Genomic DNA, 17,050 nt, shown 5'->3' with positions numbered 1-17,050 from the left:
CATGTCTGATCAACAAACAGATGGCACTCGCGCGAGCCGTAGCGGACTAAACATCAGGGCCCAAGTGTTGCGTCCCGGCGGGCATGGATCGGATATGAACGAAGAAACCCTGAAAGACAGATCGCTGACCGTCCTTCTGGCCCTGGTGAGCATCGCCTTCATCTGGATCCTGCTGCCGTTCTACGGCGCGGCGTTCTGGGCGGTAATCCTCGCCATCCTCTTTGCTCCGCTGCAACGGCGGCTGCAACTGAAGTTCGGCTGGGAGCGCAACCTCACGTCACTGCTCACGCTGAGCATCTGCCTGTTGATCGCGATCCTGCCAGTGATAGTCCTCAGTAGCCTCCTGGTCCAGGAGGGGGTCGCGCTCTACAAGAATATCGAGAGCGGCGAACTGGACATCGCCGGGTACGTGGCGCAGTTCAAGCACATCCTGCCGCCGTATTTCCAGCATCTGCTGGACCGCTTCGGCGTGGGTGAGCTGAACGGATTGCGAGAAAAAATCGTCAAGAGTGCAATGACCGGCGGGCAGGACCTGGCCGCCCAGGCCTTCATTTTTGGCCAGGGCACGTTCGAGTTCATCGTCAGTTTCTTCATCATGCTGTACCTGCTGTTCTTCTTCCTGCGCGACGGCGCGGAGCTGGCGCGCAAGGTCCGTGCGGCGGTGCCGTTGGAGGAGCAGCAGAAACGTCGTTTGCAGCTCAAGTTCAATCGTGTGGTACGGGCCACGGTGAAGGGCAACCTGCTGGTGGCGATCACACAAGGCGCGCTGGGTGGCCTGATTTTCTGGTTCCTGGACATTCCCAGCGTATTGCTCTGGGCGGTGTTGATGGCGTTTCTGTCGCTGTTGCCGGCGGTGGGGGCGGGGATTGTCTGGGTGCCGGTGGCAGCGTTTTTCCTGCTCACCGGGGCGATCTGGCAGGGCGTCGTGCTGGGCTTGTTCGGGGTCTTCGTGATCGGCCTGGTGGATAACGTGCTTCGACCGATACTGGTGGGCAAGGACACCCGGATGCCGGATTACATGATCCTGATCTCGACCCTCGGCGGCCTGGCGATTTTCGGGCTGAACGGCTTTGTCATCGGCCCGTTGATCGCGGCCCTGTTCATGTCCAGCTGGGACATTTTCATCGAAACCAAACCGCGGGTGCAGCTGCCTTAGGCGCTGAACCTGCCGGACTGGCCGGTGCCGATGCGTTGCGACAGCTCCCGGGCGGCGGGCAAGGAAGTCAGCGGGCCGCTGATCTGCACACCGTCCTGCACCAGATACCAGCACGCGAGCATGCCCAGCTCTCTGAGCTGTGCGGGGACGGCGCTACCGATAACGGACATGATCTGAACCTGGGACATGAAAAGTACCTCCATCAATCTGTGGAGCTACTTTAAAGTCCGGGTGCCTCGAGGAGTAATCAACGCTTTCAATAGTGGTCATTGATGCCAGCGGGGGCAAACGACCGTTGGTCGGTCAGTTGACCACCTGATCGAGCATATTTACCACTTCCTGCTCGTTGAGCAGGCCCTTGCGCACCAGGTTTTGCGTCAACAGCGAGAGAAACTTGGCGCTGCGATGACCTTCCAGGTGCTTGAGTTCGGTCAGTACGTTGTACACCTTGCTGGAGGTGCACAGACCGACGATGCGGTGCGGGTTTTGCGTTGGCATGTGGTCGTCCTTGTTGTTATCAACCTGTTTTCGACGGACAGCACCGAGCTTGCGGATCTGTCATGACAAAAATATGACCGTTTTTTGCCACACGGCAGAAAACCGGTCGAGTCCATCTTGCCCGTTTCTGCCGCACGCACTGTCCCGATAGCGACCTTGGCGAGATTTATCCAGACCTGCACCGACAAACGGGCATAAAAAAGGTTGTTCATGCAATTGCGGGGAACACCGATACCGCACTACCTGTAGGAGCCAGCTTGCTGGCGATGGAGGTCAACGATGATGCGGGGAGCCTGACACCCCGCGTTGCTCTCAGGTTTTTCTCGAGCAAGCTCACTCCTACAGAGCTCGCCGCGCTCGACCTCGTTGTTTGGTGGTGCACGCATTCCCCTGTAGGAGCTGCCGAAGGCTGCGATCTTTTGATCTTGATCTTCAGAAATCTCCAGATCGCAAAATCAAAAGATCGCAGCCTTCGGCAGCTCCTACAGATGCCCCGGGATTCCGTGAGGTCCCATAAAAAAAGCCCCGCTGTTTCAGCGGGGCTTGATGAGTTCGTTACCAGCGGCCGTAGTGAGGGCCGTAGTAGCCGCGTGGCGGGCCGTAGTAGCCACGGGGTGGCCCGTAGTAAACCGGGGCCGGGCGGTAGTAGATCGGTTGCTGCACGTAAACCGGGGCCGGCTGGTAGTAAACCGGTGGCGGTGGCGCGTAATAAACCGGAGGCGGTGCTGCGTAGACCGGTTGCGGCGCGACATAGACCGGGCGGTTGGCGTTGATCAGAGCCGAACCTACGATGGCAGTACCGACGATCGCGCCAAACACCGCCGGACCCTGCCAGTAATTACCACCACCATGGGCTTGCGCCTGTCCCGCGATAGCGAGGGCGCCGATCAGCAAGGCTACTGTGGGGATTTTACGGATCATGATAGTTCCTCGGTTCTTCAGCCCGGCGCCTGTGTCTGCAATAGATCCAGGGATTGTCGCGGGGATACTACTAAGACAGCGTTTTTTCGAAAAACAGCACGGCCGCCAGGTAAATTTTGTGTAAGGTCTGTACCGACTTTCTTACCGACCTGTTTAAGCCCGTGCGTCCCGGCTTTCATGATCGATCAGATCCCGATGGAGGGCTAATCCCGTCCATCCGAAAAGTGCATTTGAAGGAGCTTTGCCATGCAGATGAACCCCAACAAAGACACCCAGCTGTGCATGTCCCTTTCAGGGCGCCCCGGGAACTTTGGCCTGCGTTTTCATAATCATCTGTATGAACAACTGGGCCTGAACTTCTACTACAAGGCCTTTGCCAGCCAGGACCTGCCGGGCGCCGTCGCCGGCATTCGCGCCCTGCGCATTCGTGGTTGTGGCGTGTCGATGCCGTTCAAGGAAGCCTGCATTGCCCTGGTGGATGAACTCGACGCTTCTGCTGCCGCCATTCAATCGATCAACACCATCGTCAACACCGACGGTCATCTCAAGGCCTACAACACCGATTACATCGCCGTTGCCCAGTTGCTGGAAAAACACCAGGTGCCCAAGGACTCGACCTTTGCCCTGCGCGGCAGCGGCGGCATGGCCAAGGCCGTGGCGAGCGCCTTGCGCGATGGCGGCTACGAGAACGGCCTGATCGTGGCCCGCAACGAGCGCGCCGGGCAGGCGCTGGCGCAGTCGTTGGGCTATGAGTGGCAGGCAGAACTGGGGAGTCGTCGCCCGCAGATGCTGGTCAATGTCACCCCGATCGGCATGACGGGAGGGCCGGAGGCCGACCAGTTGGCCTTTGAGGGTGATGTGATCGAAAAAGCGGACACCGTCTTCGATGTGGTGGCGATTCCCTCGGAAACGCCGTTGATCGTGCGTGCCCGTGCCGAAGGAAAACGGGTCATCACCGGGCTGGAAGTGATCGCGATCCAGGCGCTGGAGCAATTTGTGCTCTATACCGGAGTACGGCCGACGGACGAGCAATTCCAGAAGGCCGTGGCGTTTGCCCGCAGCTAGGAGGTGTCCATGCATCCGCCCATTCTCAATCTGAACACTGTCGAGCTTGAACCGCTGCCCGAAGCGTTTGCGCCGACCGGTGAAACCGCCGGTCGCTATCAGCAGCGTCTGGCCCGTGTCGGTCAGCAACTGGGGGCGCAAAAGCTGGGATATCGCCTGTATGTGCTGGGGCCGGGCATGCGCGGCAGTCCGTTTCACAGCCATCGGGTCAATGAGGAAATGTTCTACGTCGTGGCCGGGGAAGGGCAGGTGCGTCTGGGAGGCGAGCGTTTTCCAATCCGCGCCGGCGATGTGATCGCCTGTCCACCGGGTGGGCCTGAAAAGGCGCATCAGATCATCAATACCAGCAACGGGGAGCTGCGGTATCTGGCCGTCAGCACCCAGCAATCGCCGGAGATCTGCGAATACCCGGATTCCGGCAAATATGCCGTGATGGATGACTTCAAGGTCGATGCCGATGGCAATGCTTCGGGATTTGTTGCGGTGGCCCGGCAGGCCGATGGGGTGGATTACTGGGACGGGGAGTAAGTTCTCACAGGTTCTGTGCCAATCACAAATGCCAGTCGGTCCATCGATCCACTGTGGGAGCGAGCCTGCTCGCGAAAACGTCGGCACATCCAACATTGATGTGACTGACAATCTGCTTTCGCGAGCAGGCTCGCTCCCACAGGTTTTGTGTCAATCACAAATGCCAGTCAGCCCACAGGTTTTGTGTCAGGCAAACATCCAGGCTATTCGAGCCGTGCCAACCGCTCTTCCAGCGCCGCAATCCGCGCCTCCAGCTCCTCGATCCGCTCAACCGAAACCCCGCTGCTGCCACGCTCGGACGGGTTCTGCCGTGCCGCCATGATCGCCTCGATATCTGCCGGATCGCCCAAGGCGTGGGTATAGCGGTCTTCGCGCTGGCCGGCCTGACGCGGTATCAGTACGGCCAGGCCCCTGGCAATCAGTCGTTCGAGTTGATGCACGACCTGTTCGGCGTCTTCGAATTCATGCATGCGGCCGCTACGGGTCAGCAGTTCATTGACGGTCTGCGGGCCGCGCAGAAACATCAGCCCGGTCAGGATCACCTGCGCCGGCACCAGTTCCAGGGCCTTGTCGACCTTGTGTTCCCAGCGGTCGGCACGGCTGCCCATCACCAGCCTTGTGAAGCCGCGCCCTTCGAGCGCGCGCAGGCTCTGGCCGACCTGGCCCGGCGTCAGGTTCATCACCGGCTCGCGGCTGGTTTTCTGGTTGCAGGCGATCACCAGCGCATTGAGGGTCAGGGGATAGGTTTCCGGGCTGGTGGCCTTTTTCTCGATCAACGAACCCAGAATGCGGATTTCCGTGCTGTTGAGCCGTGGTTCGTCAAAAGTCGTCTCTTGCTCAGTGCTCATGGTTCTGCATCCTTAGCCGATTCATGTTTTTCACTTGCGTGGGTGCACTTTAGATGGGCAGGCGCCAATCGCAACAGAATTCGCTGTGTCATCAGGGCAATGATGACAAAAAGTGCATGGAATATTGACGCGATTTTTACAAACGGCCGGGCACCGTGTGCGAGGTCGCGCGAGTGTGTCCACAGGAACGGGGCACTGTTGGCGTCATCGCCGTGAAAAGCTGAGTACTGCATCGAGTCGGCCGGTGTACGACACCTTGATTCGCCTCTGATAAAAGAAATCCAATAAAGGCGAGAGTGACTCCATGAGCCAAGACATTTTTGTATCCGTACTGATTCCCGCCAAGAACGAAGCGAACAACCTCAAGCCGCTGCTAGAGGAAATCCGCGTGGCGTTGGCCCATGAGTCGTACGAAATCATCGTCGTCGACGATGGCAGCACCGATGCGACCCTGCAGGAACTGCGGCAGATCCGCCACGACGGCTTGAACACCCTGCGCATCCTCCATCACGAGCGGTCGCTGGGGCAAAGCACCTCGCTGTACCACGCCGCCCGCGAGGCCCGCGGGCAATGGCTGGCGACCCTCGATGGCGACGGCCAGAACGACCCGGCGGACATTCCCGGCATGCTGGCGCTGGTGCGCGGCGAACCGGGCAAGGTCGATGTGCAACTGGTCGCCGGGCACCGGGTCAATCGCCGCGACACCGCGAGCAAACGCTACGCCTCGCGGTTCGCCAACAACCTGCGCCGCCGTCTGCTCAAGGACGCCACCCCGGACACCGGTTGCGGCCTGAAGTTGATCGAGCGCGCGGCGTTCCTGCGCCTGCCATACTTCGACCACATGCACCGCTTCATTCCGGCGCTGATCCAGCGTCACAACGGGCGCATGATCGTGCACCCGGTCAACCACCGACCGCGCACGGCCGGGGTGTCAAAATATGGCAACCTCGACCGCGCGCTGGTGGGCATTCTCGATTTGTTCGGCGTCTGGTGGCTGATCAAGCGCACTCGGCTGAACACCATTGCCCAGGAGATAGAAGGATGAATCTCTCCCGCGAAGCCCTTTGGCTGGCCGTCGGTTTTGTTGGTCAGATCGCCTTTACCGGGCGGTTTGTCCTGCAGTGGCTGTACAGCGAGTACAAGAAACGCAGCGTGATCCCGGTGAGCTTCTGGTACCTGAGCATCGTCGGCAGCACTTTGTTGCTGGTCTATGCCATTTACCGAGAGGACCCGGTGTTCATCGTCGGGCAGGCCTTCGGCTCCCTTGTCTATTTTCGCAACCTGCAGTTGATCGCCAAAAGTAAAAGCCTGAAGGAGTAGGTCATGCGCGGATCGTTATCGACCCGAAATATTACGTTGCTCGTGGCCATCGCGGTTGCGTTGCTGTTTTTCTGGGGACTGGGCAGCGTGCCGTTCCTCAGTGTCAACGAGGCCCGCCGCGCCGTTACCGTGCGCGAAATGCGCGAGGCGGGAAGTTGGCTGCTGCCTTACATGAACGGCGACTTGTATCTCTCCAAGCCGCCGTTTTTCTATTGGGCCGGCCTGGTTTCAACGGCGGTGCTGGGCAGCTTGTCCGAGTGGAGCGTGCGCCTGCCTTCGGCGCTGGCTGCCGCCTTGTGCTGTTTTGGCACCTATCTGTACGGCGTCCGGCAGGCGGGGCGGCAGGTCGGATTGTTCGCCGTGGTGTTCCTGGCCGCGAACGGTGCCTTCAGCCTGTTCGCACGGCGCTCGGAAATCGAGATGCTGTTGACCCTGCTGTGCTTCGGCGCGCTGCTGGCAGCCTGGCAGTTCATCTTCCTGCAGGGGCGGGCTTTGTGGAGTCGATTGAGCTACGTACTGCTGGGGTGCGCGCTGCTGACCAAAGGGCCGGTCTGCCTGTTGTGGGTGACGGCACCGATCCTGACCTATGCCTTGATCTACCGCGATGCCCGGGCCAAGGCTTATCTGTGTGACGGTTGGGGCTGGCTGATTGCCCTGGTGCTGGGCAGTTCCTGGTACGTGGCAGTGTCGGTGAGCCAGGGCTGGGGCATCTGGGCCTCGATCATCAGCGAAGACATCGTGAAGAAGATCGACGGGCAGGGCGCCGAGGCCTGGTATGCCTATCTGCTGTACCTGGCCGGTGATTTCTTCCCGTTCTGGCTGATCGTGTTTGTACAGCCGCGCAAGTTCTGGGCAATGATCCGCGCGCGCCGTGAGGCCGGCATGCTGCTGTGCTGCAGCCTGTTGCCGCTGCTGGTGTTTTCCCTGTTCACCGAAAAGCATGGCAAGTACCTGTTGCCGGTCTATCCGTCCATGGCGTTGCTGCTGGCGATGCACTGGTCGGCGCTGCTCGACGAGCTGAAAGGGCGCTGGCGCAAGGTCCTGGCCGTTGTGCCCTACGTGATGCTGGCCGGGTTTGTGGTGTTCTACATGTTCGTCGAAGCGCGGGTGTTGTCGCACCGGGTCGGCGGTCTTGAGCAGGTTGCCACGCTGGCCGACGGGCAGCCGGGGCAGAAGGCTTATACCCTTGGTGAGCCGGATATCCGCCTGGTCTATTACATGGGCCGGCCGGTGGCGCCGCTGACGGTGGCGCAGTTGCAATCCGAGTCCCGTCCGGCGGGGCTGCTGTTCCTGCAAGAGCCTCTCGCGGCTGAATTGCAGAACCTGGCGTCGTGCCAGGTCGGTGAAATCAACCCGTACCTCAAGCCGCACCGTTCAGCGCTGCTCGTGCGCATGGGGGGCGACTGTCGCTGATCGGCTTTCACGCCAGCACATCACCCGTTCGGACTAGGCAGGGCTAACGATTCTGCCGCGTCCGGGCGGCGCCAAACTTCATGCTCAAAGGGGTGTTGCGCCACGCGCGCCCCGCCAAACGAGCAGAAGGCGCCGCGATGGAGTTTGCATTCAGCGACGAACAGGAAATGATCCGCGCATCGGCCGAGGGTTTCCTCGCCGATGTCTCGGATTCTGCCGCCGTGCGGGCGGCAATGGTCAGTGAACGGGGCTTCGACGAAGCCCTCTGGCAGCGGTTGTGCCAGGAAATGTACTGGCCCGCCATTCATATCCCCGAAACCTACGGCGGCCTTGGCCTCGGCTTTGTCGAGCTGACGATCCTGCTCGAACAGATGGGCCGGCGTTTGCTGTGCTCGCCGTTTTTCGCCACCGCCTGCATGGCCACGCCCGCGCTGTTGCTGGCCGCCAATGATGAACAGAAACAGCGCTGGTTGCCGTCGATTGCCGATGGCAGCGTGACCGCGACCCTGGCGTTCAGCAGTGCCAACGGCTGGTCGGCCGACGATGTCCAGGCAACCGTGGTGGCCGAAGGCGACGGGTTCATCCTCGACGGTACCCTCAAGCATGTGCTCGACGGGCATGGCGCTGATCTGTTGATCATTGCCGCACGACAACCCGGAACCACTGGTGAAAAGGGCATCAGCCTGTTTGTCGTGAACGCGGCTCAGGTCGGTATCGAGCGGCAGATGTTGCCGACCATGGACCAGACCCGCCGCCAGGCGCGGATTCAGCTCAAGGGCCTGTACCTTGAAGCTGACGCACTGCTGGGTGAGTTCGGTCACGGCTGGCCGCACCTTGAGCGCGTCCTGCAACTGGCCTGCATCGGCCTGGCTGCCGAGCAGACCGGCGGCGCGCAGCAGGTGCTCGACCTCAGCGTGGCCTACATGCAGGAACGCCAACAGTTCGGGCGCCCGATTGCCAGTTTCCAGGCCCTCAAACACCGCGCCGCCGACATGATGCTGCAAGTCGAGTGCGCGCGTTCGGCCAGTTACTACGCCGCGTGCGTGGCCCAGGAGGTTCTCGACCCGCAGGGTGATCCGCAGGTCGCCGCCGAACTGCCGCTGGCGGCGGCGCTGGCCAAGGCGCAGTGCTCCGAGACCTATTTCCACTGCGCGTCCGAGTCGATCCAGTTGCATGGCGGTGTCGGTTTCACCTGGGAATACGACCCGCACCTCTACTTCAAGCGCGCCCGCGCCAGCGAGAGCTTCCTCGGGTTACCGGCCTGGCATCGCGAGCGCATTGCTTCGGTGATTCTTGGAGAGCAGCCATGAAAATCAGTTTCAGCGAACAGGACGAACGCTTCCGCCAGGAAGTGGCCGACTGGATGAGCGCCAACCTCTGCGGCGAATTCGAAGCCCTGCGCTTTCGCGGCGGTCCGGGCGACGAGCACATGTTTCCCGAAGAGCGCAAAGCCTGGGAGCGCAAGCTCGCCGAGGGTGGCTGGACCTGCGTCGGCTGGGCGCCGGAGCATGGCGGGCGTGGCTTGTCGATCACCCGGCAAGTGATTTTCCACGAAGAATATGCCCGCGCCGGCGGTCCTGGTCGCATGGGTCATATCGGCGAAGGGCTGGCCGGGCCGACCATTGCCGCGTTCGGCACGGTTGAACAGCAACAGCGCTTTTTGCCGGGAATCGTCAGCGGCACGTCGTTCTGGTGCCAGGGCTATTCGGAGCCGGGCGCCGGTTCCGACCTGGCCAACGTCAAGACCCGCGCCACGCTGGATGAGGCGAGCGGCCAATGGGTGATCAATGGCCAGAAAGTCTGGACCTCCCTGGCCCACGAGTCGGACTGGTGCTTTGTCATCGCCCGTACCGAGCCGGGCAGCGTTGGCCATCGCGGCCTGTCGTTCCTGCTGGTGCCGATGGCCCAGGCGCAAATCACCGTGCGGCCTATCGAGCAACTGACCGGCACCTCGGAGTTCAACGAAGTGTTCTTCGACGATGCCCGCACCGACGCCGCCAACATCATCGGCGCGCCGGGCGATGGCTGGAAGATCGCCATGGCGCTGCTCGGTTTCGAGCGCGGTGTGTCGACCCTCGGCCAGCAGATGCAGTTTCAGAACGAACTCAACGAAATCATCGCCATCGCTAAAGCCAACGGTGCCGACCGCGATCCGATCCTGCGCCAGCGCCTGGCCGAAGCCTGGAGCGGGTTGCGGATCATGCGCTACAACTCGCTGCGCATGCTTTCGGGTAGCCAGGACGGTTCGCTACGCAAAGAGGCGACCATCTACAAGCTGTTCTGGTCGACCTGGCACGCCAGCCTCGGCAAGTTGGCGATGGATGTGCTCGGCGCCGAAGCGGAGTTGCTCGAAGCGGCGCCTTACCAACTGACCCGCTTGCAGTCGCTGTACCTGTTCAGCCGCGCCGACACCCTGTACGGCGGCAGCAACGAAATCCAGCGCAACATCATCGCCGAGCGTGCCTTGGGCATGCCCAAAGAGCCGCGTCCGCGCGCCTGAAAGGAGAGAGTTCATGTCTGTACCTCAATATGTTGAAGGTCGCGGCCTGCTGCGCGGCAAGTCGGTGCTGATCACCGCGGCGGCGGGTGCCGGGATCGGTTTTTCCGCCGCCGTGCGCGCCGCCGAGGAAGGTTGCCGGGCGCTGATGATCAGCGACATCCATGAAGGCCGGCTGGCCGAAGCGGTGCTGAAAATTCGCGAAACCACCGGGCTGCAGCAGGTCTTCGGCCAGGTCTGCAACGTCGCCGACGAAGCCCAGGTGCAGCAGCTGATTGCCTGCGCCGAGCGCGACCTGCAAGGCGTCGACGTGCTGATCAACAACGCCGGCCTCGGCGGCTCGCGCCTGCTGGTGGAGATGGGCGACGAAGAGTGGAACCGGGTGCTGGATGTGACGCTCACCGGCACCATGCGCATGACCCGCGCCATGCTGCCGAAAATGATGGAGCGGCGTGCCGGGGTCATCGTCAATAACGCCTCGGTGCTGGGCTGGCGCGCGCAGAAAGAACAGTCGCACTACGCCGCGGCCAAGGCCGGCGTCATGGCGCTGACTCGCTGTGCAGCGGTCGAGGCGGCCGACTACGGTATCCGCATCAACGCGGTCAGCCCGAGCATCGCCCTGCACGATTTTCTGCGCAAATCCGCGCCCCAGGCGGTGCTCGATCAACTCGCCGCCAACGAAGCCTTCGGCCGCGCCGCCGAAGTCTGGGAAGTGGCCAACGTGATGATGTTCCTGGCCAGCGACTACAGCTCCTACATGACCGGCGAAGTGTTGTCGGTATCCAGCCAGAGGGCGTGACCATGCCACGTATTTTCGACACGCCGATGGCCTTGTTCGAGGCCGTCGGCGAATCGCTCGGTGTCAGCGACTGGCTGCTGCTGGAGCAGGACCGCATCGACCGGTTCGCCGACGCCACCGGCGATCACCAGTGGATTCACGTCGATCCGCTCAAGGCCGCCGATGGCCCGTTTGGTGTTTGCATTGCCCATGGCTACCTGAGCCTGTCGCTGGTCAATCTGTTCCTGCCGCAGATCGTCGAAGTCCGTGGCCTGGCCATGGGCGTCAACTACGGTTGCGAGCGGGTGCGCTTCCCCTCGGTGGTGCGCGTCGGTTCGCGGGTACGCGGCAGCGCGCAATTGATCGCGGTCGAGGAAGTGAAGGGCGGCGTGCAGGCGACCATCCGCGTCAGCGTCGACATCGACGGCGAGGAACGTCCCGGCTGTGTGGTCGACACCATCAGTCGCTATTACCCGGCCTGACCTTCAACAGCATTTTCGAGGAATCCAGCATGAAAGAAGCCGTCATCGTTTCGACCGCCCGTACTCCGATCGGCAAGGCCTTTCGCGGTGCGTTCAATGACACCGAAGCGCCGCAACTGGGTGGCCACGTGGTGCGCGAAGCCGTGCGCCGCGCGGGCATCGAGCCGGGTGAAGTGGACGACGTGATCATTGGCGCCGCGGCGCAGCAGGGTACGCAGTCCTATAACCTGGGACGCCTGTGCGCGATTGCCGGCGGCTTGCCGGCATCGGTTGCCGGGATGGCCGTCGAGCGCCAGTGCTCGTCGGGCCTGATGAGCATCGCCATGGCCGCCAAAGGCATCATGTGCGACGAAATCGACATCGCCGTGGCCGGTGGCCTGGAGTCGATTTCCCTGGTGCAGAACAAGCACAAGAACCTCTATCGCAACCAGTCGGCTTCGGTGATCGAGTTGGACCCGCACGCCTACATCCCGATGATCGAAACCGCCGAGATCGTCTCCGCGCGCTATGGCATCTCCCGCGATGAGCAGGACGAATACAGCTACCAGAGCCAGCTGCGTACGGCACAGGCCCAGAGCGCCGGGCGCTTCGACCGCGAGCTGGCGCCGCTGACCAGCCGCAAGGCACTGTTCGACAAGGCCACCGGCGAAACCAGTTATGAATCCGTGACCTTGCTGCGTGACGAATGCAACCGCATCGACACCACCCTCCAGAGCCTGAACGCACTTGAGCCGGTATGGCCGGGCGGTGAGTGGAGCGACAAGGGGCGTTTCATCACCGCTGGCAATGCCTCGCAGTTGTCCGACGGCGCATCGGCCTCGGTGTTGATGAGCGCCAAACTGGCCGAGAAGCGTGGCCTGGAACCGCTGGGGATCTATCGCGGCATCGCCGTCGCCGGCTGCAACTCCGACGAGATGGGCATCGGCCCAGTCTACGCCATTCCCAAGCTGCTCAAGCGCCACGGCCTGACCATGGACCACATCGGCCTGTGGGAGCTGAACGAAGCATTCGCCTGTCAGGTGCTGTACTGCCGCGACACCCTGGGTATTCCCGCCGAGCGCCTGAACGTCAACGGCGGGGCGATTTCCATCGGTCATCCGTTCGGCATGTCCGGGGCGCGGATGGTCGGCCATGCGTTGGTCGAAGGCCAGCGTCGCGGTTTGCGTTATGTGGTGGTGAGCATGTGCATCGGTGGCGGCATGGGCGCCGCCGCCCTGTTCGAGGTGGTCTGAATGATCAGTGCAGCGCAGATCCAGGCGACCATGGCGCGTTATGTGGAGCTGGTGGATGCCGGCGACATCGAGGGCATCCTCGCGCTCTACGCCAAAGACGCCACCGTTGAAGACCCGGTCGGCCAGGCGCCGTTGCAGGGCATCGACGCCATCGCGCGCTTTTACCGTGAAGGACTGGGGGCGATGAAGGTCTCGGCAACCCGGACCGGCCCGGTGCGCGCGACGCTCAACGGTTGCGGCGCGATGCCGTTCCGGGTCGATATGGAGTGGGGCGGGCAGCCGTGTTCGCTGCATGTGATCGACGTGATGGAGTTCGATGCCGACGGCAAGATCCGCTCGATGAAAGCCTACTGGAGTGAAGTTAACGTAACTGCGCGAGGTGAAGCATGAACCTGGAACAGCGGATCGTCCGTCTGGAAGCGCTGGAGGACATCCGCCAGCTCAAGCATCGCTACCTCAATGCCTGCGACCTCAAGCAGGTCGAGGTGATTGCCGACTGCTTTGCCGACGGTGAAGTGCTGATCGATTACGGTCCGCTGGGGATCTTTCGTGAGCGCGACAGTTTTGTCGCGCTGTACCGCGAACTGGCCTGCCATGAGCGGGTGATCGACCTGCATCATGGCGCCAACCCGGAAATCGAGATGCTGGACGAGGATCAGGCCCAGGGCCGTTGGGCCCTGTGGTATTTCAACCTGGATGGCGAGAGCGGGGCGACGCGGCAGTTGGGCGGCTTCTATCAGGACCGTTACCAGCGTATCGCCGGCCAATGGAAGATCGTCGCCACCTGTTTTACCGCACACTCGGAAGTGGCGCGTTCCTGAGGGGTGCTCACTCCAGAGGTGGCCTCTGTGGGAGTGAGCCTGCTCGCGATGGCGGTGTGTCAGACGGCATTAATGTTGGATGTGCCGACCTCATCGCGAGCAGGCTCGCTCCCACAGTTTTTGTGGTGAACCTGGCATTAGCGTACACCCCCATCCCCCTGTGGGAGCGAGCCTGCTCGCGATGGCGGTGTGTCAGGCAACATTGATGTTGGATGTGCTGACAGCCATATCCGCATTCTGCGTGCGGCCGGTTTCGTAGAAGGCCTTGAGGTTCTCGGCAATCTGCTGCACGACCTTGTTGAAGGCCTTGGCCAGCAACCACTCTGCCAACCTGCCACCGCGCAGGCTGTAGTGCATTTGCAAGGTGATGCGGGTGGCAATGCCTTCGGCTTGCAGGGCATAACTGAAACTCGCCTCGCGAAACGGAAAGGGCGAACCATTGCTGCCTTTGTGCAATAGCAGCACGAACCCCGTGCCTTCCTGCCACTGCATCACGCTTTCATCCAGGTACTGACCGCCCTTGCGCAACACCCGACGACTGGCTCCGAGGCCTTCCGTTGGCCCAGGATGAAACTGGCAACCGGTCAGCCCCGGTACGTAGTGCGGGGCGAGGCTCAGGTCGCGCAGTTTGGTCCAGGCGGCTTGTGGCGTGAGGTCGAGAAAAACACTGTGGCTGGCGATTGCGGGCATGTCGGAACTCCATTTGATTTTCGAATGCTTGAAAGATCGCAGCCTCGTTTCACTCGACAGCTCCTACAGAGATTGAGGTTCAACTGTAGGAGCTGCCGCAGGCTGCGATCTTTTCAGGATTGGGCCGCGTCGAGAAACGCCGGTCGCTCACCGGCACCATGTACCGCGATGTCCGCGCCGCTGACATAACGGGCCAAAGACGACGCCAGGTACAGGCAGGTATCGCCAATGTCCTCCGGGGTCGCCAGGCGTTGCAATGGAATGGTCGCCGCCACCCGGGCAATGCCCGCGTCGTCACCATAATGCATGGCGGCCTGCTCGGTGAGAATCAGCCCGGCGGTCACCGCATTGACCCGCACCTTTGGCGCCCATTCCACCGCCAGCGAGGTGGTCAGGTTCAGCAGACCGGCCTTGGCCGCACCATAGGCGGCGGTGCCGGGGGAGGGGCGGGTGGCGCTGACGCTGCAGATGTTGATGATCGCGCCGCCGTCGACTTGGGCCTGCATCACCTGGTTGGCCTGCTGGCACAGGTTCAGTGGAGCGATCAGGTTCAGGCGAATGATCGCTTCGCTGAAACGGGGAGACGCGGTGGCCGCGTCTGCATTCGGTGAGCCGCCGGCGTTGTTGACCAGCACATCGAGGCGACCGAAACGCTCGACGATCTGTGCGATCAAGCGCCCGGATTGTTCGACGTCCCGCAGGTCGCAGGGCACGAACAGCGCCTCGCGTTCGCCGCTGGAAGGCAAGGATGGCGGGGCTTCGCGACCGCAGATCACCACCTCGGCACCGCACTCGAGAAAGCGCTGGCTGATGCCGCGACCCACACCTTTGCCACCGCCGGTGACCAGTACCACTTTGCCGCGAAAGTCCATTGGGTCAAGCATGGGAATTCTCTTTTTGCCGCTCGGGATTGCCGTCGATGCTAGGTCTGTGGTCCCTGTAATCCAACGTCCGATAAGACTAGAGCCTTCTGTAGGAGCGAGCCTGCTCCGGGCGGCGTTCCGACGATGGACGTCAACGATAACGCGTAAAACCTGATGCCCCACGGTGTCCTGGCGTTTTTCGCGAGCAGGCTCGCTCCTACAAGGGCGTAGTCCTGTCGGACGATGTTGTGCACCCGGCCCGTCTGAATAATCCGACTACAACAACAGGCCGGGAGGACACCTTATGGGCGCTTCAGCGCAAGGGCACTTCGTTACGCTGCCGGATGGTTTGCAGCTGCGCTATGTGGATATAAGCGGGAAGGATGGCGGCAACGGCGAGCCGGTGATTTTCATCCATGGCAGCGGGCCGGGCGCCAGCGGTCACAGCAACTTCAAGCAGAACTACCCGGTGTTTGCCGAAGCCGGTTACCGGGTGATTGTCCCGGATCTTCCGGGCTATGGCGCCTCGGACAAACCCGACACCCTCTACACCCTGGATTTCTTTGTCGCAGCCCTGAGCGGTTTGCTCGATGCCCTCGACATCCAGCGTTGTGTGCTGGTCGGTAACTCGTTGGGCGGCGCGATCGCGATCAAACTGGCCCTCGACCAACCGCAGCGTGTCAGCCGTCTGGTACTGATGGCGCCCGGTGGCCTGATGGAAAAGGAACAGTATTACCTGCAGATGGAAGGCATCCAGAAAATGGGCGCGGCCTTCGCCAAGGGGGAGCTGAACGATGCGGCGGGCATGCGTCGCCTGCTGGCCCTGCAACTGTTCGACGAAAGCCTGATCAGCGACGAGACGGTCAACGAGCGCGTGGCCGTGGTGCAACAGCAGCCGGCGTGCGTGCTGTCGACCATGCAGGTGCCGAACATGACGTCGCGCCTGGAGGAGTTGCAGTGCCCGATCCTCGGTTTCTGGGGCATGAACGACAAGTTCTGCCCGTCCTCCGGCGCCCGGACCATGCTCGAAAACTGTTCCAGAATCCGCTTCGTGATGCTCAGCGAGTGCGGGCATTGGGTCCAGGTCGAGCACCGTGACTATTTCAACAGTCAGTGCCTGGCGTTTCTTCAGGAGGCCCGCGGATGAGCGTGCAATTGCGCCGCGAGTTCGGCGAAGAGCTTTATCAGGCGCTGCTCAGCGGCTCCACCCTGGCGCCGCTGACCGAACGTTGGCCGTCGATCAGCATTGAAGACGCCTATCACATTTCCCTGTACGCCATTGAGCGTCGGGTGGCGGCCGGTGACCAGATCGTCGGCAAGAAGATCGGGGTGACCTCGGCGGCGGTGCAACAGATGCTCAACGTGCATCAACCGGATTTCGGCTTCATCACCCGGCAGATGTCGTTCGATGACGATGCGCAAATTTCCCTGTCCGCCAACAAACTGATCCAGCCCCGCGCCGAGGGCGAAATCGCCTTCAAGCTCAAGCGCGATCTGGTCGGCCCGGGCGTCACCGAAGCCGATGTGCTGGACGCCACCGAATACGTGATGCCGTGCTTCGAGATCGTTGATTCACGGATTCACGACTGGCGCATCCGCATCCAGGACACCGTGGCCGATAACGCCTCCTGCGGCGTATTCGTGCTGGGCGACAGCCGGGTCGACCCCCGCGAGCTGGACCTGCCGAACTTGCGCATGCGTGTGTTCAAGAACGGTGAACCCCTGAGCGAAGGCCTGGGTTCGGCAGTGCAGGGCAATCCATTGACGGCGGTGGCCTGGCTGGCCAACACCCTGGGCGCCTTCGGCATTCCCTTCAAGGCCGGGGAAATCATCTTGTCCGGCTCCCTGGTGCCACTGGAGCCGGCCCGTGCCGGCGACCGTTTTTCTCTGACCATCGATGGCCTGGGCAGTGCCCGGGTGTCTTTCTGCGCCTGACTT

The 17,050-nt window shown here is 61.9% G+C and carries 21 protein-coding genes; 15 read left to right on the top strand and 6 right to left on the bottom strand.

From position 1 onward, the window contains the following. Positions 1-94: 94 nt before the first annotated feature. A complete protein-coding gene (locus tag CD175_RS05045; RefSeq protein WP_104447910.1) occupies positions 95-1,156 on the top strand; it encodes an AI-2E family transporter in 1,062 nt (353 codons plus the stop codon). On the opposite strand, the gene CD175_RS05040 is transcribed toward CD175_RS05045, so the two are convergent. From CD175_RS05040 to CD175_RS05030, 3 genes are all read right to left on the bottom strand, one after another. Beyond that, the gene (locus CD175_RS05040; RefSeq protein ID WP_007976842.1) at positions 1,153-1,344 is read right to left on the bottom strand and encodes a hypothetical protein; all 192 of its coding nucleotides are present in this window, start codon (positions 1,342-1,344) and stop codon (positions 1,153-1,155) included. The genes CD175_RS05045 and CD175_RS05040 overlap by 4 nt on opposite strands. Before the next feature lie 115 nt (positions 1,345-1,459). Next, complete coding sequence (locus CD175_RS05035; protein ID WP_104447909.1) at positions 1,460-1,654, bottom strand: hypothetical protein; 195 nt, start codon at positions 1,652-1,654, stop codon at positions 1,460-1,462. 555 nt (positions 1,655-2,209) lie between these two features. Further along, entirely contained in the window at positions 2,210-2,575 is a 366-nt protein-coding gene (locus CD175_RS05030) for a hypothetical protein (protein WP_103395354.1), read from the bottom strand. Positions 2,576-2,821: 246 nt separating this feature from the next. Between CD175_RS05030 and CD175_RS05025 the strand changes: the two genes are divergently transcribed. Beyond that, complete coding sequence (locus tag CD175_RS05025; RefSeq protein ID WP_104447908.1) at positions 2,822-3,640, top strand: shikimate 5-dehydrogenase; 819 nt, start codon at positions 2,822-2,824, stop codon at positions 3,638-3,640. A gap of 9 nt (positions 3,641-3,649) precedes the next feature. After that, complete coding sequence (locus tag CD175_RS05020) at positions 3,650-4,168, top strand: cupin domain-containing protein (protein WP_104447907.1); 519 nt, start codon at positions 3,650-3,652, stop codon at positions 4,166-4,168. A 203-nt stretch (positions 4,169-4,371) separates the two neighbouring features. Here CD175_RS05020 and CD175_RS05015 read toward each other — a convergent pair whose 3' ends face one another. Beyond that, on the bottom strand, positions 4,372-5,016 hold the full coding sequence (locus CD175_RS05015; protein WP_104447906.1) for a YceH family protein: 645 nt from the start codon (positions 5,014-5,016) through the stop codon (positions 4,372-4,374). A 304-nt stretch (positions 5,017-5,320) separates the two neighbouring features. Here CD175_RS05015 and CD175_RS05010 point away from each other — a divergent pair, with 304 nt between their 5' ends. From CD175_RS05010 to CD175_RS04965, 10 genes are all read left to right on the top strand, one after another. Further along, entirely contained in the window at positions 5,321-6,061 is a 741-nt protein-coding gene (locus tag CD175_RS05010) for a glycosyltransferase family 2 protein (protein WP_104447905.1), read from the top strand. Beyond that, on the top strand, positions 6,058-6,336 hold the full coding sequence (locus CD175_RS05005) for a lipid-A-disaccharide synthase N-terminal domain-containing protein (RefSeq protein ID WP_104447904.1): 279 nt from the start codon (positions 6,058-6,060) through the stop codon (positions 6,334-6,336). Before CD175_RS05010 ends, CD175_RS05005 begins: the two co-directional genes overlap by 4 nt. A gap of 3 nt (positions 6,337-6,339) precedes the next feature. After that, entirely contained in the window at positions 6,340-7,749 is a 1,410-nt protein-coding gene (locus tag CD175_RS05000; protein ID WP_104447903.1) for an ArnT family glycosyltransferase, read from the top strand. A gap of 137 nt (positions 7,750-7,886) precedes the next feature. Next, entirely contained in the window at positions 7,887-9,059 is a 1,173-nt protein-coding gene (locus CD175_RS04995; protein ID WP_104447902.1) for an acyl-CoA dehydrogenase family protein, read from the top strand. Then, positions 9,056-10,249 carry an acyl-CoA dehydrogenase family protein gene (locus tag CD175_RS04990; protein ID WP_104447901.1) on the top strand — a complete coding sequence of 398 codons (1,194 nt, stop codon included), beginning with the start codon at positions 9,056-9,058 and terminating at the stop codon, positions 10,247-10,249. Before CD175_RS04995 ends, CD175_RS04990 begins: the two co-directional genes overlap by 4 nt. Before the next feature lie 13 nt (positions 10,250-10,262). Then, positions 10,263-11,045, top strand: a complete 783-nt coding sequence (locus CD175_RS04985) for an SDR family oxidoreductase (protein WP_015094245.1) — start codon at positions 10,263-10,265, stop codon at positions 11,043-11,045. 2 nt (positions 11,046-11,047) lie between these two features. Beyond that, on the top strand, positions 11,048-11,506 hold the full coding sequence (locus CD175_RS04980) for a MaoC family dehydratase (protein ID WP_104447900.1): 459 nt from the start codon (positions 11,048-11,050) through the stop codon (positions 11,504-11,506). Between the two features lie 29 nt (positions 11,507-11,535). Beyond that, positions 11,536-12,738 carry an acetyl-CoA C-acyltransferase gene (locus tag CD175_RS04975; RefSeq protein WP_104447899.1) on the top strand — a complete coding sequence of 401 codons (1,203 nt, stop codon included), beginning with the start codon at positions 11,536-11,538 and terminating at the stop codon, positions 12,736-12,738. Beyond that, a complete protein-coding gene (locus CD175_RS04970) occupies positions 12,739-13,128 on the top strand; it encodes a steroid Delta-isomerase (RefSeq protein ID WP_104447898.1) in 390 nt (129 codons plus the stop codon). Continuing rightward, positions 13,125-13,559, top strand: coding sequence for a nuclear transport factor 2 family protein (locus CD175_RS04965; protein WP_104447897.1), 435 nt, complete (start codon positions 13,125-13,127; stop codon positions 13,557-13,559). Before CD175_RS04970 ends, CD175_RS04965 begins: the two co-directional genes overlap by 4 nt. 192 nt (positions 13,560-13,751) lie before the next feature. Here CD175_RS04965 and CD175_RS04960 read toward each other — a convergent pair whose 3' ends face one another. Together CD175_RS04960 and CD175_RS04955 are read right to left on the bottom strand one after the other, a co-directional pair. After that, positions 13,752-14,249, bottom strand: coding sequence for an SRPBCC family protein (locus CD175_RS04960; RefSeq protein ID WP_104447896.1), 498 nt, complete (start codon positions 14,247-14,249; stop codon positions 13,752-13,754). A gap of 113 nt (positions 14,250-14,362) precedes the next feature. Next, entirely contained in the window at positions 14,363-15,133 is a 771-nt protein-coding gene (locus tag CD175_RS04955; RefSeq protein WP_104447895.1) for an SDR family oxidoreductase, read from the bottom strand. A gap of 283 nt (positions 15,134-15,416) precedes the next feature. On the opposite strand from CD175_RS04955, the gene CD175_RS04950 reads away from it, so the two are divergent. Both CD175_RS04950 and CD175_RS04945 read left to right on the top strand, forming a co-directional pair. Further along, on the top strand, positions 15,417-16,259 hold the full coding sequence (locus CD175_RS04950; RefSeq protein ID WP_104447894.1) for an alpha/beta fold hydrolase: 843 nt from the start codon (positions 15,417-15,419) through the stop codon (positions 16,257-16,259). Then, positions 16,256-17,047, top strand: a complete 792-nt coding sequence (locus CD175_RS04945) for a fumarylacetoacetate hydrolase family protein (RefSeq protein ID WP_104447893.1) — start codon at positions 16,256-16,258, stop codon at positions 17,045-17,047. Before CD175_RS04950 ends, CD175_RS04945 begins: the two co-directional genes overlap by 4 nt. Positions 17,048-17,050 lie beyond the last annotated feature (3 nt).

This window comes from Pseudomonas laurylsulfatiphila (assembly GCF_002934665.1).
Lineage (GTDB): Bacteria > Pseudomonadota > Gammaproteobacteria > Pseudomonadales > Pseudomonadaceae > Aquipseudomonas > Aquipseudomonas laurylsulfatiphila.
The sequence above is the reverse complement of the archived record's forward strand: the minus strand, read 5'-3'. Positions and strand labels throughout refer to the sequence as shown.